The organism is Limnohabitans sp., assembly GCF_046052765.1.
Taxonomy (GTDB): Bacteria; Pseudomonadota; Gammaproteobacteria; order Burkholderiales; family Burkholderiaceae_C; genus Limnohabitans.
In genome coordinates this window covers 17,085-40,115 of the sequence record NZ_JAVLFQ010000048.1, presented here as the reverse complement: position 1 = coordinate 40,115, position 23,031 = coordinate 17,085, and the positions used below count along the sequence as shown (strand labels likewise).

Here is a 23,031-nt window from a genome sequence, read left to right as displayed (position 1 = left end):
TTGAAAGACGCTTATGGCAACCAACATGGATCAATCTAACAACCTCGTGATCGGTAATGGCGTCACATTCAAGGGAACTTTAAATGTCCCCAAGAAAGCCACTATTTACGGAACTGTCGATGGTGAATTGACCGCGGAAGAAATATTTATCGGTCAATCTGGAAAGATCACCGGTAAAGTTACTGCGCGCAGTATTGAGGTTGAGGGCGAATTACATCAAGTGATTCATTGCCGAGACCACTTGCACATTCGTGCGACCGGTAAAGTCTCAGGCAAACTTGAATACTCCCAAATTCAGATCGAGCGTGGCGGAGAATTCCGAGGTGAAATGCAACAAGTGGGTGCTGCACCTGTTTACCCAGCAAACAGCCCATCAGCTATGAATCAATCTAAACCCGTGGTTACCAATGTGGCAGTAAACGTTGCGAACCCAGCTAACAAAGACGCAGCTACTTAAAAGCGTTTTCACAGGGTCCATCTGCTGATGCTTTCATGCAAAGGCAGCTGAACCCGAAGCTTTTCACATCCTTTTTTTCTATGCCACGAATCGCAGTTCTTCTGACGCTTTTAGAAGGTATGTAGAGTTTCGGGTCGAAGGTTTGTGAGCGCTTTTTACCGTCTTTGAATTCAAAATTGGCACCAGTGCAAAAAATAGGGCCACTTAGTTGATTCTTGACTTCAAACATCATCAGTCCCGGATCATCGTTAGACCATCCCGATTGAATCGATAATTGTTTAAGCTCCGCAGGCGTTAACTCTGTCTGACGCAGTGCAGGTTCATCGGAAAACCACCCCATCGCTTCAACATGGGGTGATAAAAACAGTCCTAATGTCAGCCCAATCAGTGCGGGCAAGGCGTTCAACATACGTCTTGGCATAGCTCTGAATTTTAATAGAGTTGCTTTATATCAACTCAAGAATATCCTTGAGGTTGTTACCGCTGTAACTGGGGCGAGGCCCCAGCGTTTCAAAAGGCAGTCCTTGTCGATTGACCCAAAAAGTTTTAAAGCCGAACCAAGTAGCTCCGAGTGCATCCCAACTGTTGCTTGAAACAAACAAGACTTCCCTGATGTCGTTGGGATAGTGGTCGGCCACCAAGCCATAACTTTGAGGTGAAGTTTTAAAGTGCCTGACTTCATCCACGGACAAAACTTTGTCAATCAAACCCGTCATGCCTGCACTGGTAATTGCTGATTTCAGCATGTCTGGACTGCCGTTCGAAAGAATGGCGCAACGCATTCCCGATTGTTTAAGGCTTTGCAAAACTTCTAAGTTTTCAGGAAATGCCTTGAGTTGAGAGTATTGATCCATCAATAGCTTTTGTATGGACGGCGTTAACTCCAACTTCAATCTTTGGCAACTGTATTGCAATGCCAGTCGGGTCAAATCCCAAAATGACTGGTAATGCCGGCTTCCTGTGGGATTGAGTGGGTCACTCATTGAGATCAAACGACTGTATTCAATTTGCTTATCACGCCACAAGACAGACAGGGCCGCGCCTTGACCAGGAAACACCGATTCAGCCATTTCACTGACGCAATACACATCAAAAAGCGTTCCGTACGCGTCAAAAACCACCAGTCGAATCATATGTACTCCTTTGCTCCGGTCTTAACTGGCCAAACAGTGTGTTGGGCTGTGGCTGTGCGTCCTCATCGTATACTCATTTGATGAAAATCCTTGTCCTGAATGGCCCGAATTTAAATTTGCTTGGTTCCCGTGAGCCTGAGCAATATGGTCACGCGACTTTGACTGATGTTCAGCAATTGTGTGAGCTGACCGCCAAATCGCTCGGTCACGAAATCGAATGCTTTCAAAGCAATCATGAAGGCGAATTGATAGATAAGTTGCACGAATATGGTCAACTACACCGCGATGGTTTGGCCATGGGCGCGGTATTCAATCCTGGCGCTTTTACGCACACTTCAGTGGCTTTGCATGACGCCATCAAAGGCACTGGTTTGCCAGTGGTTGAAATACATATTTCTAATGTTCACGCGCGTGAGGCGTTCCGCCATCATTCCTATGTATCACCCGTCGCAAAAGGCATAGTGGTGGGCTTAGGTATCCAAGGATATGCACTGGCCATTCAAGGGTTAGTGGGTAGTGCATCTTGAATATCCCTGTGGCTTCATTACTGATTGCAGGTGTGTTGCCAATTTGTAGCACTGCCATTGCCAAATGGGGTTTTAAGGAATTCAATAACCAGCAACCCCGTGAATGGTTGGCACGCCAAACAGGTTTTCGATCAAGAGCTAACGCTGCCCAGCACAATGCGTTTGAGGCCTTTCCATTTTTTGCGGTTGCAGTAGTACTGGGTCTGGTGTTGCAATTAGAGCCAACTGTGCTTGACCGTTATTGTGTGATTTTCGTGGGCGCCAGAATGCTTTATCTTTTGGCTTATTTATTCAACGTGGCTTCATTCAGAACATTGTGTTGGATCACAGGCTATGCCAGTTGCATTGCTATATATGTTCAATTATTGATTCGCTGAAGCATTATTCTTTGATAACGCGACATGGCCCTTTGATGCGGCGCTTATCTTTCATTTGTTCGCAACGTTCCATGGCTTTACGTTCCGCAACAGCGGACATTTTGACGTAAATGGAGCAGGTAAAAATCATTTTTTCTTGGTCCGTGCTGCTGTCATAGCTGACCACGCAGCGGCCAATGTCACCAAGATTGGGTTTTTCGTTTCTGTAGGCCTCTTGAAGTGGCCCGGGTAGGTCATGCAAGTGCACATTAGGGTAATCATAGGCCTGTGCAAATGCGACGGACAGCGCGGACGCTAGGCAAAAACTCAATACTGGTAAAACTTTGTTCATTCGAGATATCTTATGCGATGTGGCTGTCATCCATTCATTGATTGCAGGCGTTAATTGAAAGGCAAACTGCATCAGGACTACACACTAAGGAGAAACAGATGAAGAACCGCTTTCTGCCTGCAATTGTGATGATCTTAATATTTTCCGCTCACAGTGTCATGGCCGACACAGGCCGTTGGTCTTCCCGTCCTGGCTATGGGGATAGATATTCTGCTCATGAAGGAAGAGGGGGTTACCACGGTGGTGGGTATCACCATCACCATAGAGAATGGGGTTGGACACCGCTGGCTGCTGCTGCGGTCTTAGGCTCCAGTTTTTATATTGCCAATTCGCTAGCTAATCCACCTGCCACGGCGGTGTATGTGTATCCGCCTGTAGTCACTTACAACCCGCCCAGATTAGCTTATTTTTGTCCAGTTAGTCAGCAGTACTATCCCGTGGTACCAAGCTGCCTTATGCCTTGGCAGGTGGTGAGTTACTGAGATCAAATCTCTCTGATCGCCAGTTCACCTTGGCGTGTTGAATATCTCACTGTGCCACCCAAGGACTCAATATGCACCATATTATTTTTCTTTATGGTGTAGACCTTGCGTTTGAGCCAATCAATTTCTTCTTCCAAGGTCTTTTCGCTGGATACATTTCGGTGCCAACAACGTTTGTCTGGGTCCCATCGATACCCCCTTGCTTTCAACACGTCCTTGCTATCAAAAGGAGAACCTATGGCGTACAGGCGAAATTGCGGTTGGTTCAAGGTCTCAAGTATTCGCAATAAAGCGGGTTGCTGGCTTTGAGGAAGCACTGCGTTGAGCAATTCAAGCAGAGCCCAGCAATCTGTTTCTGCACGGTGTGCATCATAAAAAATACCCAATGTTTGTAACAGGTACTCCAACTTAGCGGAGCCCATCCCCTCAGCTTTCCAATCTATGTCCCTGATACTGCAAGCCCATTGCTTGGTTTCAAACACTGGCCAACGGTTTTCAACGAACGGACGGTCAAAGGAAGCGTTATGAGCGATAACGACTGATACATCTTTTAACAAGGTTTCTACCGCCTTGTCGTCAATGCGTTTACCACGAACCATGTCATCAGTAATATGGTGAATTGCCGTGGTCTCAGGAGGAATGGGAATGCCTGGGTCTTCGAGTTCATCAAAAACTGACAATACATTGTGTAGGGTGCCTGATTGAGGATCAAAATCGAAGAACACCATGCCCAGTTCTATTAACTTGTCATTGTCAGCATTCAGCCCTGTGGTTTCGGTATCCAGAACTACACCTTTAAGCAAAGATCGACCGGTTTCTGAGGCTTGAAATGTTTTGCGCGGAACCAGTCTGCGCAACACTCGGTATCCGGGGTGCTGTTCAAGTTGAATTGCCATTTCAGCGGCTTCAAGGTCGGATGGAATAGGTAAATTCATAAAATGGCTCAAATGGGAAATTCAAATCCTCAAGACCTCAGTGTAAGCCTTGATTTTGTTCAGCAGGATGAGCCGCTTACTCTATGGTCATCAGTCGGTCAATGGATGCTGGCCACTATAGGGTTTCTGATTGTTCCATTAGCTGTGGCACAAACGCCAACCTCCTTAGACATCATTGACATCAATAAATCCTTAGCGCAGGCAGAAGTGGTGGGTATTTATTTCACTCCACCCTCTGATGTGGCGGCCGCAGTGATAGATGTCATTGATCAAAGTAAAGCCGAGGTGCTGGTACAGGCCTATGGTTTTACGCACAATGGAATTGCTCAGGCCTTGGTCAGAGCTCATGGTCGAGGGGTGCAGGTCAAGGTTTTGTTAGACGCCAAAACAGACACCACCAACCGGTATGTCACCGACTTATTGATAGCCCAGCAGATTCTTTTGCGGTTGGATGCCAGCCACGCGATTGCGCATAACAAAGTCATAGTGGTGGATGAGGAGTTGGTTATCACAGGCAGTTTCAATTTCACCAATTCCGCCCAAACCCGAAATGCAGAAAATCTTTTGGTGTTGAAATCTACCGAACTGGCTAAAAGTTATAAATCCAATTGGCAGACGCACTGGAACCACAGTCGTTGATGGTTAAATTTAAGCATGTTGTTTCATTGCCAGTGCGGCATCACTCACCAGTGAGGGGCCTGCATAAATCAACCCGGTATAAATTTGAACCAGATCAGCGCCAGCGTGAAGTTTTTCCACTGCGTCGGATGCGCTCATGACACCCCCCACGCCAATGACGGGAAAGTTCGGTCCCAGTTCGCGCCGCAAAAAGCGTATGACGCGGTTGCTTGCTTCGCGGACTGGTGCGCCAGATAAGCCACCGACTTCAGCGCTGTGCTCCAACCCTTGAACAGCATCTCTAGATAAGGTGGTGTTGGTGGCGATGACGCCCCAAGCTTGGTCGATCACTTTGTTGCCTTGCATGCAGTGTGTGCGTATATGAGTACAGAGTTGTGACAATGAGGCATCATCCAAGTCTGGGGCTATCTTGATAAATACAGGTACTTTTTTATGATGGAAATTGGCTAATTCAAAGCGCCGCTGCTGCAACACTTGCAGCAAACTGGTGAATGCCTCGTCGGTTTGCAATTGCCGCAGATTTTTTGTGTTGGGACTGGAGATATTGACCGTGACATAGTCTGCATGCGGGTAAACAGCTTCCAAGCAAGTCAGGTAATCGCTATTCGCATCTTCGATAGGTGTGGCTGCATTTTTTCCTATGTTCAAGCCCAGTAGCATGGGTTGTTTTTCGTTTTGCCTGAAATTTGCAATTCGCACATTCGATAAAAAGCTGTCTAGTCCATGGTTATTAAACCCCAGTCGGTTGATCAATGCTTTCGCTGGAGTCAGTCGAAACATACGAGGTTTCTGATTGCCTGGTTGCGCCATTGGTGTGACTGTTCCCACCTCCACAAAGCCGAAACCCATGGCCTCCCATGCATCAATACAACGGGCGTTTTTGTCCAGTCCCGCAGCCAATCCCAGACGATTGGGAAAGGTCAATCCGCATAACTGAACGGGATCTTCAACGCGAGCTTGTCGGTACAGATACTTTAAAGGCGAATGCTGAGTGGATGACAAAAAAGAAATGGTGTAGTCATGTACGGTTTCAGCATCCAATGCAAACAATAAGGGGCGAATCAAGGAGTAGGACAGCGCTGACATGGATAATCCGTGGGTAATGAATCAGGAATTGTCACCGATGAACCAAACCGCCGCCGCCCAGGAAGAATTAAAAACACTTGTAGCCCATGCTGCATTGCAATTTGTTGTGGCTGGTGAATATCTCGGGGTAGGCACCGGCTCAACCGTGAATAAATTTATCGATGCGCTGGCGGCCAGTGGAATTGGCATCAAAGGGGCGGTGTCTAGTTCGAAAGTTTCAACCGAACGAATGAGATCTTTAGGTATTCCGGTTGTCGACTTGGCTAAGGTTGAACGCATGTCTGTTTACATTGATGGTGCAGATGAAATCGATCCCAAAGGCTTCATGATCAAAGGCGGTGGTGCTGCACTTACCCGGGAAAAAATTGTTGCTGCGCAGGCGCAGCGTTTTATTTGCATCGCTGATTTCTCCAAAAAAGTAGACATCCTCGGGGCTTTTCCATTGCCAGTGGAAGTCATTCCCATGGCGGCTCCCGAAATCATCCGTCGTTTTGCCTTGATGGGCGCTCAAGCGGAGTTGCGTGCGGTTCAGGGAGAAACCTTGGTCACTGACAACGGCCAATATTTACTCGACGTCAAGGGGTTGCAGATAAGGGATGCGCTGGATTTTGAAAATACCGTCAGTCAATGGCCTGGGGTAGTGACTGTGGGTGTATTTGCACATCAACGCGCTCATCTCTGTTTGCTTGGAACGCCACAAGGCGTGCAAACGATTGTCTATTGAGCAACTGCCATACCTTGGTGCCTGAGCAAGGCGTCAAGCGATGGTTCACGGCCTCTGAATGCTTTGAATGAATCCATTGCTGGTCGGCTTCCGCCAGCTTCAAGAATGGCTTGCCGATAACGTCTGCCCGTATCCACGCTATGTTCTCCTTCTGCAGACGCGGTTTCTTCAAACGCTGCGTAAGCATCAGCACTTAGCACTTCTGCCCATTTATAGCTGTAATAACCGGCCGCATAGCCACCCGCAAATATATGGCTGAATGAGTGAGGCATGCGGTTGAATGCAGGTGGGTGCATTACCGAGACTTCTTGGCGAACTTGTTCTAGCAGTTCCATGACATTCAAGTTTTGAGAAGCATGTGTATGCATATACATATCAAGCAAAGAAAACTCGATTTGTCGCAATGTTTGTAGGCCGCTTTGGAAATTTTTAGCTGCTAACATTTTTTCAAACAAATCACGCGGAAGAGTTTCGCCTGTAGCCACATGCGCAGTCATGTGTTTAAGAACTGACCATTCCCAGCAGAAATTCTCCATGAATTGACTGGGTAATTCCACCGCATCCCATTCCACGCCGCTGATACCTGATACGTCACGCTCATTCACCATGGTTAGCATGTGGTGCAGACCGTGACCGCATTCATGGAATAAGGTGATCACGTCATCGTGCGTAAGCAGAGGAGGTTGACCGTTGATGCCTTCAGCGAAATTGCATACCAAGTGAGCCACCGGGGTTTGCAGTTTGCTGTTGTCAGGACGCAGCCAACGCGCTCTGACATCGTCCATCCAAGCTCCGCCTCGTTTACCTTGCCGCGCGCCAGGATCAAGATAAAACTGCCCAATCAATTCGTTATTACGCTCGATTCGATAAAACGAAACGCCTGTGTGCCAAACAGGCGCGGTGTCTTTGCTGATATTGACCTCAAACAAACTCTCCACAATTTTGAATAATCCGTCGAGTACTTTGGGGGCTGTGAAATAAGCTTTGACTTCTTGGTCACTGAAAGCGTAACGAGCTTCCTTCAGTTTTTCTCCGATATAGGTCCAGTCCCAAGCCTGAGGATCAGGCATTTGCAAATGATCGCGAGCAAATAGGCGCATTTCGGCAAGATCTTTTTCTGCATAAGGGCGTGCTTGGGCCGCAAGATCACGGAGAAACCCAATGACGTGCTCGGGGGACTCGGCCATTTTGCTGGCGAGAGAAACTTGGGCATGGTTTTGAAAACCAAGTAGATGGGCTTCTTCTTCACGCAGTTGCAATATTTCTTTTAACAATCCACTGTTGTCAAACTGAATGTGTTCAGATTGATCCGAAGCACGTGTAGCGTAAGCACGGTAAAGCTTCTCACGTACCTTGCTGCTGTGTGCGTATTGCATGACCGGAAGATAACAAGGCATTTTCAAAGTCAGTTTGTAACCGGTATGACCATCCTGATGTGCAGCCGCTTGCGCTGTTTGTAAAACATCTTCAGGAATCCCTGCCGTTTCGTCTTTTTGAATAATCAACGACCAAGCATCTGTAGCGTCCAACACGTGTTCACTGAATAATTGACTGAGCTCAGCTTGACGCTCTTGGATGCTGGCGAAACGTGCTTTGGCAGAACCTGTCAATTCTGCACCCGACAAAACAAAGTTGCGCAACGACAGTTCGCGAGCATGTCGCTGCTCTGCATTTAAAGTGGCAGGATCGATGGCTTTGTATTTGGCATACAAGGCTTCATTCGCGCCAAGTCGGGTCCAGAACTCAGTGATTCGCGGAAGTTCAGCGTTATATGCAGCACGTAATTCCGGTGTGTCCGCCACAGCCTGTAAATGACTGACCGAGCCCCATGCCCGTCCGAGTTTTTCTGTTGCGACGTCAAGTACCTGAGAAATTCGCAACCAATTGGCCGGAAATTCACCCCTGGTAACCTCTGAAAGTGCCTCATCTGCTTGCGCCAGTAGAACTGTGATGGCAGGATTGACATCAGTCGGGGCGATTCGGTCAAACAAAGGCAGACTGGAAAAATCAAGTAATGGATTACTCATACAGAAGATGTGACTTGTCTTTCAGCAGATTCAAGAGTGTTGACAAGCAACATAGTGATGGTCATTGGTCCTACGCCACCGGGCACTGGGGTGATGTGTGATGCGACCTTGCTGACACCCTCAAAATCGACATCTCCGCAAAGCTTACCCTCGTCGTCCCTGTTCATCCCTACATCAATGACCACCGCACCGGGTTTAACCATATCTTCAGTCAGTACGTTGCGTTTGCCAACGGCAGCAATGACGACATCGGCTTGAAGAGTGTGCGCTTTCAAGTTAACGGTTGCGCTGTGACAAATGGTGACAGTGGCGTTTTGTTGAAGCAGCATCAAAGCCATGGGTTTTCCAACTATATTGCTTCGACCTATGACCACTGCATGCTTGCCTCGTAAGTTGTACCCAATGTGTTCCAACATCTTCATGCAGCCGTGAGGGGTACAAGGCCAGAATCCAGGCAATCCAGTCATTAAGGCACCCGCACTGGCGACATGAAAACCATCCACATCTTTCTCTGGTGCAATGGCTTCAATGATTTTTTGTGAATCAATATGGGCAGGCAAGGGCAGTTGAACCAAAATACCGTGAATGCTTTTGTCATGGTTAAGGGCGTGAACCCGGGCCAGCAAGGCTTGTTCGCTCAAACTGGCATCGTGTTTTTCCAATACAGAATGAATACCAGTTTGCTCACAAGCTTTGACTTTATTTCTCACATAGACTTGGCTGGCAGGGTTGTCGCCAACCAAAATAACAGCAAGTCCAGCCTTGATGCCGTGTTTTTGTAAGGTGATGACTCGTTCGCTCACTTGCTGACGAAGTGTTGATGACAAGGCATTGCCATCGATAACAGAAGCAATCATGGTACTTAAGATTTGGTTGAATTAGGGCCAAGGGCAATTTTTAGCAGATCTGCCACAGTGTTGGCGTTGAGTTTTTCCATGATGTTGGCACGGTGAGCTTCAACAGTTTTGATACTTATTCCTAAGTCATCAGCGATTTGTTTATTCAAACGACCTGCGACGATGCGCTCCAATACCTGAGATTCGCGCGCAGTGAGCTTGCCCATGAGCGCATCACGATTGGCCGCATGTTGATAGTCAGCAAAAGCTTCACGTGCTTGATCCAGCATTCGTTCGACCACACTGAGTAATTCTTCTTCTTTAAAGGGTTTGGGTATAAAGTCCATCGCCCCTTTTTTCATGGTGGTCACTGCCATGGGGACATCGCCATGACCTGTGATGAAAACAACAGGCAAGGGAGATTTGCGTTCGATCAGTCGGTCTTGCAATTCAAGTCCGGAGATACCCGGCATTCTTATATCTACTAACAAGCAGGCGACTTCACGCGGGTCATACCGACTTAAAAAAGATTCGGCAGAGTCAAAGCAGCGAACACGGTAATCTTTGCCCTCAAGCAACCATTGCAATGAGTCACGAACCGCTTCGTCGTCATCCACGACATAAATGTTGCCTTTTTTGGGAATCAAACTCATCAGTTACTCCAAATGCTGTAAGCCATACAAAAAATCAAACATTCATTAAGGCCGGTTTGGCTGGCAGCCAAAAAGAAAAACGGCATCCGACAATGACTGTTCCATTGTAGATGTTCTCAGCGTGCATTCTGCCTTGGTGAGACTCGATGATGGTTCGGCATAAATTCAATCCTATGCCCATGCCTTCGTTTTTGGTGGTGTAGAAAGCCTCGAACACTCGTGCCATCACATCTGCCGGCATGCCTTCACCGCTGTCGGTCACGGAAAACAACACTACATTTTGATCTTCAATGACTTTAGGGACGATTTGAAGTTCAACATGCCGTTCATTCAAGGGGCGGTTGGCATGCTCAATTGCTTCAGCAGCATTTTTCAATAAATTGATCAGCACCTGTTCAATCAAAATTGGATCCGCCAGAATCTGGGTGATACGGTCCGACACATACAAGCTCAACTTCACCTGACGACGTCTGAGTTCAATGTCAGCCAGTTCAACCGCCTCGGTCACCATGGGGGTAATGCGGGTCATTACCCGATTGGTTTCACTTCGTCTCACAAAACTCCGGATACGCTGGATAATTTGCCCCGCCCGTTGCGCTTGATGGGATGTTTTTTCCAGTGCTTTGAGCAATTCTTCTTCGCTGATTTGTTTAGATTGAATTCGGGTGAGCATTCCGTTGCAGTAATTGGAAATGGCGGTCAGCGGCTGGTTGAGTTCATGCGCAACACTGGAGGCCATTTCCCCCATCGTGATCAGTCTGCTTGCTGATTGGGCGCGTTCGGCTTGCAATGCCGCCTGTTCTTCTGCGTTGCGTCTGACCGTGATATCAGTGGAAATCACCATTTGCGCCAAGCGTCCATCAACCCAATTGAGGTACCTGGACCGCACTTCCAGCCACTTGTTCAATCCGGGCAAATAGATTTCAGAGTTTTCCGACTTTGCTTGTGTCAAAGTGATGCTAGGCATGCCAGATAAATCATCCACAGTTTCATCTTGGCTTGACATGTCAGAGTAAAGCATGCCTGCTTGAGTGACCAGATTTAAATGTCCTTCGCTTTGGTTTCCAAACCATTGCCTGTAAAGTTTGTTGGCAAATAACAATTCCGTACTTCCTAGGGGTGTCACTGACACAGATGCGTCCAATGCTTCAAGCACGGTAGTAAAGCGTTCATAAGAAGCTGACAGTTGCTCTCGAATACGGTTTGGCTCCGTGATATCGGTCATGGAAGTCATCCAACCGGTTTGTTGGCCGTAGGCATCAATGAGTGGCGAAACATACAAACGCGCGTCAAATACAGTGCCGTTTTTACGCTTGACCTTGATTTGAAAACCGCTCAATGTCGTTCGACCGCTGAGTTGATCCTCCAATTTTGTTTGCATCAATTGATGGTCTTCTTCCGGCCAATAAGGAAAGGGAGAGCGAAGACCAATCAGTTCTTTGTCTGTCCATCCTGTCATCTGGCAAAAGGCCGTATTCACGTATGTGATGCGACCATTCATGTCCATGGCTCGCATGCCGGTCAAGATGGAATTTTCCATGGCACGCCGAAAGTTGGTCTCAGCCACCAGTGCTTCTTGGGCTCGCAATCGTCTGCGAGTATGACGCCAAGTACCTATCAACATCCAGGTAGTCATGCCACTGAGTAAAAGTACCAGCCAAAATAAGCTGCTGCCTATCAGTACTTGAGAGGTGCGGTAAGCCTGAGCACGGAGTTGCAAGCTGTTGCCAACCGTCGAGACGGGGACGCTGTATTCGTAGGCTTTGCCCTCCAAAGGTGCATAGTCGAATAAGCCGCCCCTGGGTTTGATGCTTTGGCCCGCCAACAGGTTGTTGTTGGCATCGACCAATGCCACTGCATGTCGCGCAGTAATTTCCGCAGGCACAGCAAAACGAAGTAAGTTGTCTAAGGTGTAATCGACCAGCACCACACCTTTGAAAGTGTCGTTATTGAAAATGGGAATATGCAACTGAATATGTGCTTCTTGCATGCCAGAGCCATCATCGGATTTCAATAGGAATGGCGCTGAATAAATGGAGCGGCGAATTTCCTTCGACAGTAAAAAAGATTCCTCCGTTTGTGGTTGATCCTGCCACTTTCCATGCGCGGAAAATGGCAACCATTGTGCTGAGCCGGAAACATAATTTGATCGGGTTTGTCGAAACTGATCTATCCAACTAATGCCTGCGAGCTCTGGATATTGTTTGACCAAATCCATGGCTGTTGAGGCAAATTCAATCGCCGTGTATTTATCGCTACCAACGCCCCTTGCCAATCTCAGTAATTGCTCTTGTTGTTCTAGCAAATGCAAACGCATTTTTTGATTGGCATATTCAAGATCTCGCTGCACGCTTTCTTGTTCGCGTTCTCGTTCTTCAATCCGCAAGTAGCCTACGCTGCTGATAATGGTTAGTAAAAATATACCCACTGCTGCAACCGGCGCGACCATCGCGACCCGGTCTTGTCGACTCGGGCTTAATCGCTTCCACCAGATCGCCCAGCGAAATGTCAAAGGTTTAAGAAATTCAATTTTCATCAGCCCTCGAGTTTAGGCGAAGAGTTGAGTACAGAAACCGTAAATTTTGCAATATGAAATTGAATAGCGCAATTCGAAATTATGTCAAAATGCGACCATACCATTAGAAATAAATAAGCTGCTATTTTTCAGGAGACCAACATGTCTGCATTGCCCGACAACTCGCATACGTTTGCATCAAATGACAGTGACTCCCAAGAAACCCGTGAGTGGATGGACGCTCTGTCAGCGGTGATCGCATCTGAAGGCCCTCAAAGAGCCCATTTTTTATTAGAGCAATTGCTGGAACATGCCAGAGAAAACAGCATTGACATGCCTTTCTCTGCCAATACCGGTTACGTCAATACCTTAGAGCCTGATCAAGAAGAACGTTGCCCCGGTAATATTGAAATTGAAGAACGTTTGCGCGCCTATATGCGCTGGAACGCTATGGCCATGGTGGTCAAAGCCAATAGACATAACCCGGCTGACGGCGGCGACCTCGGCGGACACATCGGTTCGTTTGCATCACTGGCTCATATGTTTGGTGCAGGCTTTAACCATTTCTGGCATGCGGAAAATGAACACCACGGCGGTGATCTGCTTTACATACAAGGTCATGTGTCTCCCGGCGTTTATGCGCGCGCATACCTCGAAGGGAGATTGACTGAAGAGCAATTATTGAATTTCCGGCAAGAGGTGGATGGCAAGGGATTGTCCAGTTACCCCCATCCTAAGTTGATGCCAGAGTTCTGGCAGTTTCCTACTGTGTCCATGGGCCTGGGCCCGCTCATGGCCATTTACCAAGCCCGTTTCTTGAAATACCTACACGCACGCGGTATTGCCAACACTGAAAATCGAAAAGTCTGGGTTTTCTGTGGCGACGGCGAAATGGATGAAGTTGAATCATTGGGGGCCATCGGTCTGGCAGCGCGTGAAAAGCTCGATAACTTGATTTTTGTCATCAACTGTAATTTGCAGCGTTTGGACGGACCAGTACGCGGCAACGGCAAAATTATTCAGGAACTGGAGAGTGAATTCAGAGGGGCTGGTTGGAATGTGCTGAAGTTGATATGGGGCAGCAACTGGGATCCTTTGATAGCGCGTGACAAGGACGGTGCGCTGCGTCGCATCATGATGGAAACTGTCGATGGCGATTACCAGGCTTTCAAGGCGAATGACGGTGCTTATGTGCGAAAACATTTTTTCGGACGTGACCCGCGTACCTTAGAGATGGTGGCCAAAATGAGCGACGACGATATATGGAATTTACGTCGCGGCGGTCATGATCCGCAAAAAGTGTATGCGGCCTATGCGGCTGCGGTAAAGCACAAAGGCCAACCGACCGTGTTGTTGATCAAGACCGTCAAAGGCTTCGGCATGGGCACGTCGGGCGAGGGTAAAAATACGGTCCACCAAACCAAGAAGCTGACAGATGACGACATCAAAGCTTTTCGTGACCGGTTCAATATCCCTATTCCTGACAGCGAGTTGTCCAAATTACCGTTTTATAAACCTGCGGACGACACGCCAGAAATGCGCTATTTGCATGAGCGCAGAAAGTCACTGGGCGGCTATCTGCCTCATCGCCGTACCAAAGCGGATGAGCACTTCACGGTGCCTAGCTTGGAAGTATTTCAGTCCATCACCGAGGCTACTGCTGAGGGGCGCGAAATATCTACCACCCAAGCGTATGTGCGATTTCTCACACAGTTGTTGCGTGACCAAGCCTTGGGCAAGCGCGTGGTTCCGATTCTTGTGGACGAAGCACGCACCTTCGGCATGGAAGGCTTGTTTCGCCAGATCGGCATTTACAACCCTGACGGTCAGCAGTACACACCCGTGGATAAAGACCAAGTCATGTTTTACAAAGAAGACAAGGCGGGTCAAATATTGCAGGAAGGTATCAATGAAGCGGGTGGCATGAGCAGTTGGATTGCTGCTGCGACTTCCTACTCGACCAACAACCGCATCATGATTCCGTTTTACGTTTACTACTCCATGTTCGGGTTCCAGCGTGTAGGCGATTTAGCTTGGGCTGCCGGTGACATGCAAGCGCGGGGCTTTTTGTTGGGAGGCACTTCTGGGCGGACCACTTTAAACGGTGAGGGTTTGCAACATGAAGATGGTCACAGCCACATTTTGGCCGGTACTATTCCGAATTGCATCAGCTACGACCCAACGTTTGCCCACGAAGTCGCCGTCATCATGCAGCACGGTTTAAAGCGAATGGTTGAAAAACAGGAAAATGTGTTTTATTACTTGACGCTGTTGAACGAAAACTATGCCATGCCAGGTCTGACTTCAGGCACCGAAGTTCAAATCATTCAAGGCATGTATTTACTGCAAGCCGCAGAAGGCGCTAAAAAAATGCCACGTGTCAATCTCTTAGGGTCTGGCAGCATACTGCGTGAATCTATAGCTGCACGTGAACTCTTGGCCGCTGATTGGGGCGTCGCAGCTAACGTGTGGAGTTGCCCCAGTTTCAATGAACTCGCGCGTAACGGGGCTGAAACCGAACGCTGGAACATGATGCATCCCACCGATGCCCCTCGAGTGTCATTTGTCGCAGAACAACTTGGCGCCCACGATGGCCCCGTCGTTGCTTCTACCGATTACATGAAGTCTTATGCCGATCAGATTCGCGCTTACATTCCTGCTGGGCGCAGTTACAAGGTGTTGGGTACAGATGGTTTTGGACGTTCTGATTTCCGAAGCAAGCTTCGCGAGCATTTTGAAATCAATCGACATTACATTGTGGTGGCCGCTTTGAAAGCCTTGAGTGAGGGTGGCAGTGTGCCTGTCGCCAATGTCGCCAAAGCCATTCAACAATACAAACTGTCGGCAGACAAAATCAATCCGCTGAACGTATAAAGCAAGAGGGTACAAATAACATGGCAATCATTGATGTCACTATTCCCGACATCGGCGACTTCGATGAAGTTGCCGTGATCGAACTGCTGGTCAAGACCGGCGACAAGGTACGCGCAGAACAATCACTGATTACCGTCGAATCGGACAAAGCTTCGATGGAGATTCCCTCATCACATTCTGGTCTGGTGAAGGAAATGCAGGTCAAACTTGGCGACAAGGTCAAGCAAGGCTCGCTGGTGCTGAAACTGGAAACGGCGGATACCGTTGCAGCTGCGCCTGCTGAGGTTTTGTCTGTTGCACCAACAGTGGCAAGTGTGCCTTTGGTTGCAGTACCGCAACTTCCTGTTGCTGCAGTCATGAGTACCCCGATGCCCATGGCCCCCGCTGCCTCTGCTGTGGCTGTTGTCTCACCTGTGCATCAACCCGCATCCGTGTTGTCCGCAGATTTACCGCATGCGTCTCCTTCTGTTCGCAAATTCGCCAGAGAACTGGGTGTGCCATTGAACGAGGTCAAGGGCAGCGGTCCCAAGGGTCGTATATCTCAAGAGGATATCCAATCTTTCAACCGCGCTGTCATGGTGGGCGAGACCCGCACACAGGCGCAAGCCGCTAAGGCGCCTGCTGGTGACGGCGCCGGTCTGGGTTTGATTCCTTGGCCCAAAGTCGATTTCTCTAAATTCGGTCCCATAGAGCGCAAAGAATTGGGGCGCATTCAAAAAATCAGCGGCGCCAACCTGTTACGTAATGCTGTGATGATTCCAGCGGTCACCAACCATGACGATGCAGACATCACCGAACTTGAGGCATTTCGCGTGCTGACCAACAAGGACAACGAGAAGAGCGGCGTCAAAGTCACTATGTTGGCTTTTCTCATCAAAGCATGTGTCAACGCATTGCAGAAATTTCCTCAGTTCAATAGCTCGCTGGATGGCGATGCACTGGTCTACAAACAATACTGGCATGTGGGTTTTGCAGCTGATACGCCGAATGGTTTGATGGTTCCTGTGCTCAAAGACGCTGACAAAAAAGGTATTTTGCAAATCAGTGCAGAAATGGGCGAGTTAGCTAAAAAAGCACGCGAAGGAAAACTCAGCCCCGCTGAAATGTCTGGTGCGACATTCACTATCTCCAGCCTCGGTGGTATTGGTGGGAGATATTTCACGCCCATCATCAACGCGCCTGAAGTAGCTATTCTTGGTGTGTGTAAAAGTCAAATGGAACCTAAATGGAACGGCAAAGAGTTTGAACCGCGTTTGATGTTGCCACTGAGTTTGACTTGGGATCACCGCGTGATTGACGGAGCCGCCGCCGCAAGATTCAACGCCCACCTTGTAAACATCCTGGCCGACTTCCGCCGGGTACTTCTTTAAATATACAGCGCAGACGCTGCCCTCGGGATTCAAACATGGCACAGATTGACATACAAGTACCAGACATAGGTGACTTTGACGAAGTGGCGGTGATTGAGTTGTTGGTGAATGTCGGTGACAAGGTCAGCGTTGATCAAAGCCTGATCACCGTAGAAAGCGACAAAGCATCGATGGAAATTCCTTGCTCGCATGCAGGTGTAGTGACTGCTTTAAAAGTAAAGCTGGGCGATAAGGTCCAACAAGGTTCGGTGGTATTGACGGTGGAAGCTACAACTGAGACGGAAGTATCTGCTGCTGCACCCGCTCCATTTGTATCCGCTTCATCTGCACCTTCAGTGGCAGCCAGTAGCACTGCTACAGCAGTTACCACCCAAACAACATCAGCCACTAAGCACACTAATTCCAGCGCCGACAGTTACTCAGGCGTGGTGGATGTGCTATGCGATGTGTTGGTATTGGGTGGCGGCCCCGGCGGTTACTCGGCTGCGTTTCGTGCAGCGGATCTGGGATTGAACGTGGTATTGGTCGAGCGCTACGCGCAACTTGGCGGCGTTTGTTTGAACGTAGGGTGCATTCCTTCCAAAGCCTTGTTGCATGTTGCTGCGGTGATAGACGAGGCCAGTCACTTAAGTAGCATGGGCGTAGAGTTTGGCAAAGCCAAAGTCAATTTAGACGGATTGCGAGGATACAAAGAAAAAGTGATAGCCAAACTCACCGGTGGGTTGGCGGCCATGGCCAAAATGCGCAAAGTCACCGTGTTGCGCGGTTACGGTGCTTTCATTGGCAGCCATCATGTGGTGGTAGAAGAAACCACAGGCACGGCGCAAGAAAAAACCGGAATGAATAAAGTGGTTGGCTTCAAGCACTGCATCATTGCTGCAGGCAGCCAGGCCGTGCATTTGCCTTTCATGCCAGACGACCCGCGCGTGGTTGACAGTACTGGCGCATTGCAATTGGCCAAGATCCCTAAGCGCATGTTGGTATTGGGCGGCGGCATCATCGGTTTGGAAATGGGTACGGTCTACAGTACGTTGGGCGCACGCCTAGACGTGGTGGAAATGATGGATGGTTTGATGCAAGGAGCAGACCGCGATCTGGTGAAGATCTGGCAAAAAATGAATGCGCCGCGCTTTGACAACATCATGCTGAGAACCAAAACCGTGTCAGCCCGTGCCATGGCCAAAGGCATTGAAGTGACATTCGAAGGCGAGGGCGCGCCTGCGCCTCAGTTGTACGACCTGGTATTGCAAGCCGTGGGCCGCACACCCAATGGCAAAAAGATCGCGGCTGATAAAGCAGGTGTCGATGTGACCGACCGCGGTTTCATTAACGTAGATATTCAAATGCGTACCAACGTGCCGCATATTTTTGCCATCGGCGACATCGTCGGGCAACCGATGTTGGCGCACAAAGCGGTGCACGAAGGCCATGTGGCTGCCGAAGTTATCGCTGGTGAATTGCAAGGCAACCATGAACTGGCAAGCGCAGCATTCAATGCCCGCGTCATTCCCAGTGTTGCTTATACAGATCCCGAAGTGGCCTGGGTGGGGCTAACCGAGACCGAAGCCAAAGCGCAAGGTATCAAGGTCAAAAAAGGATTGTTCCCTTGGTCGGCATCAGGGCGAGCTATTGCCAACGGCCGCGACGAAGGCTTTACCAAACTGCTGTTTGACGACAGCGAATCAAGCCATGGCCACGGCAAGATATTGGGCGGCGGCATCGTCGGTACGCACGCTGGCGACATGATCGGTGAAATTGCATTGGCGATAGAAATGGGTGCGGACGCGGTGGACATCGGTAAAACCATTCACCCGCACCCGACGCTGGGCGAGTCCATCGGCATGGCCGCAGAGATGGCACACGGTAGTTGCACAGATTTACCCCCAGCAAAAAAATAAAATCTAATGAATATTTAAATCCTGTGTATTTTTTAGAGAACCCACGCCGCTGAGCTTCATCGACAATTCCAGCTCATCCATAAGTATTTGTAATGCGTGTTTCGCCCCAGCTTCACCTGCTACTGCGGCTCCGTACAAAACAGCTCGACCCACAGCCACCGCTTGGGCGCCAAGCGCACGTGCTTTCAGAATGTCAACGCCTCTGCGAACACCTGAGTCAATGATCAGGTCTACTTTTCCAGCAAGCGCTTTGACAATATGAGGTAGTGCATCTGCTGTTGCTATTGCGCCGTCGAGTTGTCGCCCGCCATGATTGGAAATCCATACAGCGTCTACACCCAATGTCATGAGATGGGCTGCATCTTGGGGATGTAGCACGCCTTTGACCAGAAGTTTTCCCTTCCATTTTTCTCTCAGTTTGGCAAGGTCTTGCCAGCTGAATGCAGCATCCAGACTCTTCCCAACTCTGGCTGCAATAGTGAGGTCTGCGTTTTGCTGACCCATATAGCCTTTGACATTTTGAAATTGCGGTGAACCGCTACGTAACATTTGCCAAGCCCATTCAGGGTGAGCGACGCCGCTAATGACTTGCTTAAGACCGATGTGAAGAGGTATGGAAATCCCGTTTTTCAGATCCCGTTCGCGTTTGCCGCCAGCTTGCAGATCCACAGTTACGACGAGCGCGGCGTAACCTGCGGCCCATGCACGTTCTAACAATTCATAGTTAAACGCCTTGTCTTTGAGTACGTAGAGTTGAAACCACAACTCTCCTTGAATAGCATCTGCCATATCTTCTATGGAAGTGTTTGACATGGTGGACAAGGTGTAGGGCAGTCCAAGCCCAGATGCGGCTCGCGCAATGGCTATGTCTGCATTTGGCCAAGCCAGCATACAAGACCCCATGGGGGCAATAACAATCGGTGCTTGAACTACTTTCTCTACCAATAAGCTTTGCATGTCAGGTGCACTGACATCGTTAAGTATCCTAGGAATAAGCTTGATTTTTTCAAAAGCTGCTCTGTTTTCTCGCAAGGTGATTTCATCTTCTGCCCCACCATCGATAAATTCAAATACTGCTTGAGGTAGACGCTTTTGAGCTAAGCTGCGTAAATCCGCAATGCTGAAGGCTTGTGCAAGTCGGGCATTCATATTTCATAAAATAACAAATAAGACACGTTGCAGTTTACACACATGAATACTTCCATTGAATCTCCATCCCGTGTTATTTTTTTCATCAAATGGGCGGTGATATTTGCTGGGGTAATGTTTTCAAACCTCAGTGCTGCCAACGATAAACGAAACATATTGTTGAATATGGTGCAGCAATGTTTAGATACCCAAATAGCAGACTACTGCAACCGATGCACTTTTCCAAGGCAGGAAGCTATGTGTCAAGACAAGACTTCTTGCAAGGCCAGCATAGATATTTGGGCTGAAAATTCCGAATTCATCGCAATGCGCGACATTAAGATGTGTGGTTGTGATTCAGATTTTGTTCATGGCCTGGTTATTCCTAAATCTAAAGTGACCGGCGTTGAGGACAGCCAAAAACCTGAAAATATCTGGCCATATGCTTGGGACATAGCAGCTTCTCGAATAGATCGGCAAGAAATAGCGTTGGCTGTGAACCCTCAATTCAGACGATCACAAGATCAATTGCATGTACACATAGTGAGACTTAAACCTGATTCAAGATCCCGAATGAAGCAAATCGCTGTCAAACATTTGCGCGATTTGAGCTCTGTTTGGGAATCAGCGCAGCGTGCGGCATCAGAAATGAAATGGGCAGATTACGGCGTAATGGTGATTGCGTCCCATGAAGATGGGTTCGATTTGGTTGTGACTCAGGAAAGTCCGGAGCATTTATATACACAAGCGCTTTGCACACCTTGACAATGCTAAAAATTTATTCTGACTGTCATATTTCTTTCACTTGCTTATGACATAGTTATTTAGGACAGTTACTTTTAATGTTTTTTTTAGTTGTAACCCTATTTTTGCTGCATTTCAAGTGTTGCTAAATCATGATCGGATGTGGAATTGGAAAAAAACTTGAATTCGCTAGAAAACTTTAAATACTTTTCTGGACGACAAGGATTCACCTCGCCTATTTTAGGTGTGCTCGGACCACGTGAAGTGCTGCGTAGACGTGCCAAAGAACAAGAAATCTGTTGTTATGTTCTCGAAGGTGATTTGGAAATCATCAGTCAACAGCACAGCGCACTTTATACAAAAAATGATTTCTTTTGTATTGAGGGTGATGATTCTTTTGAAATTCATTCAGGTTCAACTGGCGTAGAGTACTTATTTACATTCAAAAAATAAATTCACTGGCACTGTCGTTTCTTATTCCATTTATGGCAGTTAAATCTTGGGGCTACCTACCCATAGTGCGCTCTAAAGACCTTAATCATCAATAAATCCATCGTAGCCATTCAATGGTTTTGTATCTAAACCGACTTAAATTATGCCTAATCAATTAATTAAAATTTTGATGATGTAAATCAATCCCATTAGCTGATCAAGTGCTAGTCTGAAGAACTGTTTCACTTAACTTGAAATTATGTCTTCATCTCGCCATTTCAACCCTATACACCCTCTGTCACCTCAAGAGCGCGAGCATCTCGAAAAATTACGTGTTCACCGAAGAAAGCATCGGCAACTATCAGATGTTGATAAAACTGAAATTCTGACATCGGTTCATAACGACGCACAAATGCCCATAAGCTTGGGTCAGAAAATCGCCGATAAAGTGACGGCAACGATTGGATCTTGGCGGTTTATTATTTTCCAAAGTTCAGCTATTTTGATGTGGATTGCTGGCAATTCAATCGTTGGTTCAAGTGCTTGGGATCCTTACCCGTATATACTTTTGAATTTGCTTCTTTCTTTTCAGGCCGCTTACACAGCGCCTGCGATCATGATGAGTCAAAACAGACAATCTGAACTTGACAGACGCCATGCTCAAAATGATTATGAAATCAATGTCAAAGCAGAGCTTGAAATTGAAATGCTGCACGAAAAAATTGATATTTTGAAAGAAAAAGAATTGTTGCATTTGATCGAAACTGTGCATCAACTTGCCGGACAAATGGAACTGTTAAGAAAACAACTTCCAAACTCACCATAACCCCTTACCATTGCTCATGTGTTTAAGGAGCTGTTGATGTTTGAATATTTCCCTGTTTCTTCGAGTGAGTTTGACGGCCCTGTGTTGGTCACTGGTGCTGGAGGCTGTATTGGGAGCTGGGTATTGGCCTTGTTAGAGCGTGCTGGTATTCAGGTTCATGCTTTTGATTTACAGATCGATAAACGTCGACCCTCGCTACTGATGAATGACGAAGCCTTGAACCGTGTGGTTTGGCATGCTGGAGATATCGCTGACACGAAGTCTGTCCACTCTGTCGTTGAGCGTAGCTGCGCCAAGGCCATTATTCATTTGGCTGCTTTGCAAGTTCCTTTTTGTCGGGCAGACCCGGTTGCTGGTGCATTGGTGAACGTGGTGGGAACGGTGAATGTGTTTGAAGCAGCCAAAGCCTATGGCGTGCAACGATTGACCTATGCGAGTTCAGTGGCTGCTTATGGTGCATTGGACAATGGCGGTGCCATGTCCACGCTATACGGTGCATACAAATATTGCAATGAGCAAACGGCCAAGGTGTATTCAGAGGAAGATGGCGTCCACAGTGTTGGAATTCGTCCAGGCGTGGTTTATGGTGTCGGGCGCGACCAAGGCATGACTTCAAAAACCACGGTGGCCATTTTGGCGGCAGCGGCTGGAATGCACTACACCGTACCTTTCAGTGGCAAAGTATCTTGGTTATTTGCCGGTGAAGTTGCCAGCGCATTCATTCGCAGTGTGGCCAAAGTCCACACCGGAGCGCCTGTGTTTGACTTGAGCGGAAAAATTGCCACAGTCCAAGAAGGTATTGATTGTATTCAAGCACTGTCACCAAAGGCATCCATAGCCTTTACAGGCCAACCATTGGCTTTTCCAATGGACCATTCCGACGAACCATTGAAGGCTTTTATTGGAGACTATGGTCAGATCCCTTTGAAAGCAGGCATTGAAGATACCCTGCTTAGATTTCAACAACTGTTGGTAGAAAACAAGATCAGTGCCAGTCAATTGCAGTAATGTATTGACAGAGATCAGTGTTGTTTTTG

23 protein-coding genes are annotated in these 23,031 nt (G+C 48.0%); 13 read left to right on the top strand and 10 right to left on the bottom strand.

Annotation, left to right across the window (positions count from 1 at the left end):
* Positions 1–13 precede the first annotated feature (13 nt).
* Positions 14–457: a bactofilin family protein gene (locus AC9UG7_RS05830; protein ID WP_509585471.1), complete on the top strand. Its 444-nt coding sequence runs from the start codon at positions 14–16 to the stop codon at positions 455–457.
* Here the strand turns inward: AC9UG7_RS05830 and AC9UG7_RS05825 are convergent.
* Together AC9UG7_RS05825 and AC9UG7_RS05820 are read right to left on the bottom strand one after the other, a co-directional pair.
* Positions 450–866 carry a hypothetical protein gene (locus AC9UG7_RS05825; RefSeq protein ID WP_509585468.1) on the bottom strand — a complete coding sequence of 139 codons (417 nt, stop codon included), beginning with the start codon at positions 864–866 and terminating at the stop codon, positions 450–452. The two genes, AC9UG7_RS05830 and AC9UG7_RS05825, sit on opposite strands and share 8 nt — an antisense overlap.
* Before the next feature lie 37 nt (positions 867–903).
* Positions 904–1,590 (bottom strand): haloacid dehalogenase type II, encoded by a 687-nt coding sequence (locus tag AC9UG7_RS05820; RefSeq protein ID WP_509585465.1) that lies wholly within the window; start codon positions 1,588–1,590, stop codon positions 904–906.
* Between the two features lie 77 nt (positions 1,591–1,667).
* Between AC9UG7_RS05820 and aroQ the strand changes: the two genes are divergently transcribed.
* On the top strand, positions 1,668–2,117 hold the full coding sequence (aroQ, locus tag AC9UG7_RS05815) for a type II 3-dehydroquinate dehydratase (protein ID WP_509585463.1): 450 nt from the start codon (positions 1,668–1,670) through the stop codon (positions 2,115–2,117).
* Positions 2,118–2,125: 8 nt separating this feature from the next.
* Positions 2,126–2,494 (top strand): MAPEG family protein, encoded by a 369-nt coding sequence (locus tag AC9UG7_RS05810; protein ID WP_509585460.1) that lies wholly within the window; start codon positions 2,126–2,128, stop codon positions 2,492–2,494.
* A gap of 4 nt (positions 2,495–2,498) precedes the next feature.
* On the opposite strand, the gene AC9UG7_RS05805 is transcribed toward AC9UG7_RS05810, so the two are convergent.
* Positions 2,499–2,825, bottom strand: a complete 327-nt coding sequence (locus AC9UG7_RS05805; RefSeq protein ID WP_509585458.1) for a hypothetical protein — start codon at positions 2,823–2,825, stop codon at positions 2,499–2,501.
* A gap of 98 nt (positions 2,826–2,923) precedes the next feature.
* Between AC9UG7_RS05805 and AC9UG7_RS05800 the strand changes: the two genes are divergently transcribed.
* Complete coding sequence (locus AC9UG7_RS05800; RefSeq protein ID WP_509585456.1) at positions 2,924–3,307, top strand: hypothetical protein; 384 nt, start codon at positions 2,924–2,926, stop codon at positions 3,305–3,307.
* A 2-nt stretch (positions 3,308–3,309) separates the two neighbouring features.
* Here AC9UG7_RS05800 and AC9UG7_RS05795 read toward each other — a convergent pair whose 3' ends face one another.
* Positions 3,310–4,242, bottom strand: a complete 933-nt coding sequence (locus AC9UG7_RS05795; RefSeq protein WP_509585453.1) for a 3'-5' exonuclease — start codon at positions 4,240–4,242, stop codon at positions 3,310–3,312.
* 105 nt (positions 4,243–4,347) lie between these two features.
* On the opposite strand from AC9UG7_RS05795, the gene AC9UG7_RS05790 reads away from it, so the two are divergent.
* Positions 4,348–4,881, top strand: coding sequence for a phospholipase D family nuclease (locus AC9UG7_RS05790; protein WP_509585450.1), 534 nt, complete (start codon positions 4,348–4,350; stop codon positions 4,879–4,881).
* Positions 4,882–4,890: 9 nt separating this feature from the next.
* On the opposite strand, the gene AC9UG7_RS05785 is transcribed toward AC9UG7_RS05790, so the two are convergent.
* Entirely contained in the window at positions 4,891–5,967 is a 1,077-nt protein-coding gene (locus AC9UG7_RS05785) for a quinone-dependent dihydroorotate dehydrogenase (RefSeq protein WP_509585448.1), read from the bottom strand.
* 37 nt (positions 5,968–6,004) lie between these two features.
* On the opposite strand from AC9UG7_RS05785, the gene rpiA reads away from it, so the two are divergent.
* Complete coding sequence (gene rpiA, locus AC9UG7_RS05780; RefSeq protein WP_509585678.1) at positions 6,005–6,691, top strand: ribose-5-phosphate isomerase RpiA; 687 nt, start codon at positions 6,005–6,007, stop codon at positions 6,689–6,691.
* Here rpiA and AC9UG7_RS05775 read toward each other — a convergent pair.
* The 4 genes from AC9UG7_RS05775 to AC9UG7_RS05760 are packed head-to-tail and all read right to left on the bottom strand — an operon-like array spanning position 6,685 to position 12,743.
* On the bottom strand, positions 6,685–8,718 hold the full coding sequence (locus AC9UG7_RS05775; protein WP_509585446.1) for a M3 family metallopeptidase: 2,034 nt from the start codon (positions 8,716–8,718) through the stop codon (positions 6,685–6,687). The two genes, rpiA and AC9UG7_RS05775, sit on opposite strands and share 7 nt — an antisense overlap.
* A complete protein-coding gene (gene folD, locus AC9UG7_RS05770; RefSeq protein WP_509585443.1) occupies positions 8,715–9,575 on the bottom strand; it encodes a bifunctional methylenetetrahydrofolate dehydrogenase/methenyltetrahydrofolate cyclohydrolase FolD in 861 nt (286 codons plus the stop codon). Before folD ends, AC9UG7_RS05775 begins: the two co-directional genes overlap by 4 nt.
* Before the next feature lie 5 nt (positions 9,576–9,580).
* On the bottom strand, positions 9,581–10,207 hold the full coding sequence (locus AC9UG7_RS05765; protein ID WP_509585440.1) for a response regulator transcription factor: 627 nt from the start codon (positions 10,205–10,207) through the stop codon (positions 9,581–9,583).
* A gap of 34 nt (positions 10,208–10,241) precedes the next feature.
* Positions 10,242–12,743 carry a PAS domain S-box protein gene (locus tag AC9UG7_RS05760; protein ID WP_509585437.1) on the bottom strand — a complete coding sequence of 834 codons (2,502 nt, stop codon included), beginning with the start codon at positions 12,741–12,743 and terminating at the stop codon, positions 10,242–10,244.
* Between the two features lie 141 nt (positions 12,744–12,884).
* Between AC9UG7_RS05760 and aceE the strand changes: the two genes are divergently transcribed.
* Genes aceE through lpdA form a run of 3 tightly spaced genes read left to right on the top strand, consistent with a single transcriptional unit; the run spans position 12,885 to position 18,864 of the window.
* On the top strand, positions 12,885–15,596 hold the full coding sequence (gene aceE, locus AC9UG7_RS05755) for a pyruvate dehydrogenase (acetyl-transferring), homodimeric type (protein WP_509585435.1): 2,712 nt from the start codon (positions 12,885–12,887) through the stop codon (positions 15,594–15,596).
* A 20-nt stretch (positions 15,597–15,616) separates the two neighbouring features.
* Entirely contained in the window at positions 15,617–16,966 is a 1,350-nt protein-coding gene (aceF, locus tag AC9UG7_RS05750) for a dihydrolipoyllysine-residue acetyltransferase (protein WP_509585432.1), read from the top strand.
* Between the two features lie 35 nt (positions 16,967–17,001).
* Positions 17,002–18,864, top strand: coding sequence for a dihydrolipoyl dehydrogenase (gene lpdA, locus AC9UG7_RS05745; RefSeq protein ID WP_509585429.1), 1,863 nt, complete (start codon positions 17,002–17,004; stop codon positions 18,862–18,864).
* A gap of 3 nt (positions 18,865–18,867) precedes the next feature.
* Here lpdA and AC9UG7_RS05740 read toward each other — a convergent pair whose 3' ends face one another.
* Entirely contained in the window at positions 18,868–20,013 is a 1,146-nt protein-coding gene (locus AC9UG7_RS05740; protein ID WP_509585427.1) for an alpha-hydroxy acid oxidase, read from the bottom strand.
* A gap of 42 nt (positions 20,014–20,055) precedes the next feature.
* Between AC9UG7_RS05740 and AC9UG7_RS05735 the strand changes: the two genes are divergently transcribed.
* The 4 genes from AC9UG7_RS05735 to AC9UG7_RS05720 all read left to right on the top strand — a co-directional run bounded on the left by AC9UG7_RS05735 (position 20,056) and on the right by AC9UG7_RS05720 (position 23,002).
* Positions 20,056–20,757: a CDP-diacylglycerol diphosphatase gene (locus tag AC9UG7_RS05735; protein WP_509585424.1), complete on the top strand. Its 702-nt coding sequence runs from the start codon at positions 20,056–20,058 to the stop codon at positions 20,755–20,757.
* A 159-nt stretch (positions 20,758–20,916) separates the two neighbouring features.
* Positions 20,917–21,189, top strand: a complete 273-nt coding sequence (locus AC9UG7_RS05730) for a hypothetical protein (protein ID WP_509585422.1) — start codon at positions 20,917–20,919, stop codon at positions 21,187–21,189.
* Between the two features lie 238 nt (positions 21,190–21,427).
* The gene (locus AC9UG7_RS05725) at positions 21,428–21,994 is read left to right on the top strand and encodes a DUF1003 domain-containing protein (protein ID WP_509585419.1); all 567 of its coding nucleotides are present in this window, start codon (positions 21,428–21,430) and stop codon (positions 21,992–21,994) included.
* A gap of 36 nt (positions 21,995–22,030) precedes the next feature.
* Positions 22,031–23,002, top strand: a complete 972-nt coding sequence (locus tag AC9UG7_RS05720; RefSeq protein ID WP_509585416.1) for an NAD-dependent epimerase/dehydratase family protein — start codon at positions 22,031–22,033, stop codon at positions 23,000–23,002.
* Positions 23,003–23,031 lie beyond the last annotated feature (29 nt).

What these genes read in the sequence shown, in the direction of transcription:
- AC9UG7_RS05775 (WP_509585446.1), bottom strand. Translation starts at nt 8,718, where the DNA reads ATGAGTAATCCATTACTTGATTTTTCCAGTCTGCCTTTGTTTGACCGA.
- AC9UG7_RS05740 (WP_509585427.1), bottom strand. Translation starts at nt 20,013, where the DNA reads ATGAATGCCCGACTTGCACAAGCCTTCAGCATTGCGGATTTACGCAGC.
- folD (WP_509585443.1), bottom strand. Translation starts at nt 9,575, where the DNA reads ATGATTGCTTCTGTTATCGATGGCAATGCCTTGTCATCAACACTTCGT.
- lpdA (WP_509585429.1), top strand. Translation starts at nt 17,002, where the DNA reads ATGGCACAGATTGACATACAAGTACCAGACATAGGTGACTTTGACGAA.
- rpiA (WP_509585678.1), top strand. Translation starts at nt 6,005, where the DNA reads ATGAACCAAACCGCCGCCGCCCAGGAAGAATTAAAAACACTTGTAGCC.
- aceE (WP_509585435.1), top strand. Translation starts at nt 12,885, where the DNA reads ATGTCTGCATTGCCCGACAACTCGCATACGTTTGCATCAAATGACAGT.
- AC9UG7_RS05765 (WP_509585440.1), bottom strand. Translation starts at nt 10,207, where the DNA reads ATGAGTTTGATTCCCAAAAAAGGCAACATTTATGTCGTGGATGACGAC.
- AC9UG7_RS05785 (WP_509585448.1), bottom strand. Translation starts at nt 5,967, where the DNA reads ATGTCAGCGCTGTCCTACTCCTTGATTCGCCCCTTATTGTTTGCATTG.
- aceF (WP_509585432.1), top strand. Translation starts at nt 15,617, where the DNA reads ATGGCAATCATTGATGTCACTATTCCCGACATCGGCGACTTCGATGAA.
- AC9UG7_RS05805 (WP_509585458.1), bottom strand. Translation starts at nt 2,825, where the DNA reads ATGAACAAAGTTTTACCAGTATTGAGTTTTTGCCTAGCGTCCGCGCTG.
- AC9UG7_RS05790 (WP_509585450.1), top strand. Translation starts at nt 4,348, where the DNA reads ATGCTGGCCACTATAGGGTTTCTGATTGTTCCATTAGCTGTGGCACAA.
- AC9UG7_RS05760 (WP_509585437.1), bottom strand. Translation starts at nt 12,743, where the DNA reads ATGAAAATTGAATTTCTTAAACCTTTGACATTTCGCTGGGCGATCTGG.
- AC9UG7_RS05800 (WP_509585456.1), top strand. Translation starts at nt 2,924, where the DNA reads ATGAAGAACCGCTTTCTGCCTGCAATTGTGATGATCTTAATATTTTCC.
- AC9UG7_RS05735 (WP_509585424.1), top strand. Translation starts at nt 20,056, where the DNA reads ATGAATACTTCCATTGAATCTCCATCCCGTGTTATTTTTTTCATCAAA.
- AC9UG7_RS05830 (WP_509585471.1), top strand. Translation starts at nt 14, where the DNA reads ATGGCAACCAACATGGATCAATCTAACAACCTCGTGATCGGTAATGGC.
- AC9UG7_RS05820 (WP_509585465.1), bottom strand. Translation starts at nt 1,590, where the DNA reads ATGATTCGACTGGTGGTTTTTGACGCGTACGGAACGCTTTTTGATGTG.
- AC9UG7_RS05795 (WP_509585453.1), bottom strand. Translation starts at nt 4,242, where the DNA reads ATGAATTTACCTATTCCATCCGACCTTGAAGCCGCTGAAATGGCAATT.
- AC9UG7_RS05725 (WP_509585419.1), top strand. Translation starts at nt 21,428, where the DNA reads ATGTCTTCATCTCGCCATTTCAACCCTATACACCCTCTGTCACCTCAA.
- AC9UG7_RS05825 (WP_509585468.1), bottom strand. Translation starts at nt 866, where the DNA reads ATGTTGAACGCCTTGCCCGCACTGATTGGGCTGACATTAGGACTGTTT.
- AC9UG7_RS05720 (WP_509585416.1), top strand. Translation starts at nt 22,031, where the DNA reads ATGTTTGAATATTTCCCTGTTTCTTCGAGTGAGTTTGACGGCCCTGTG.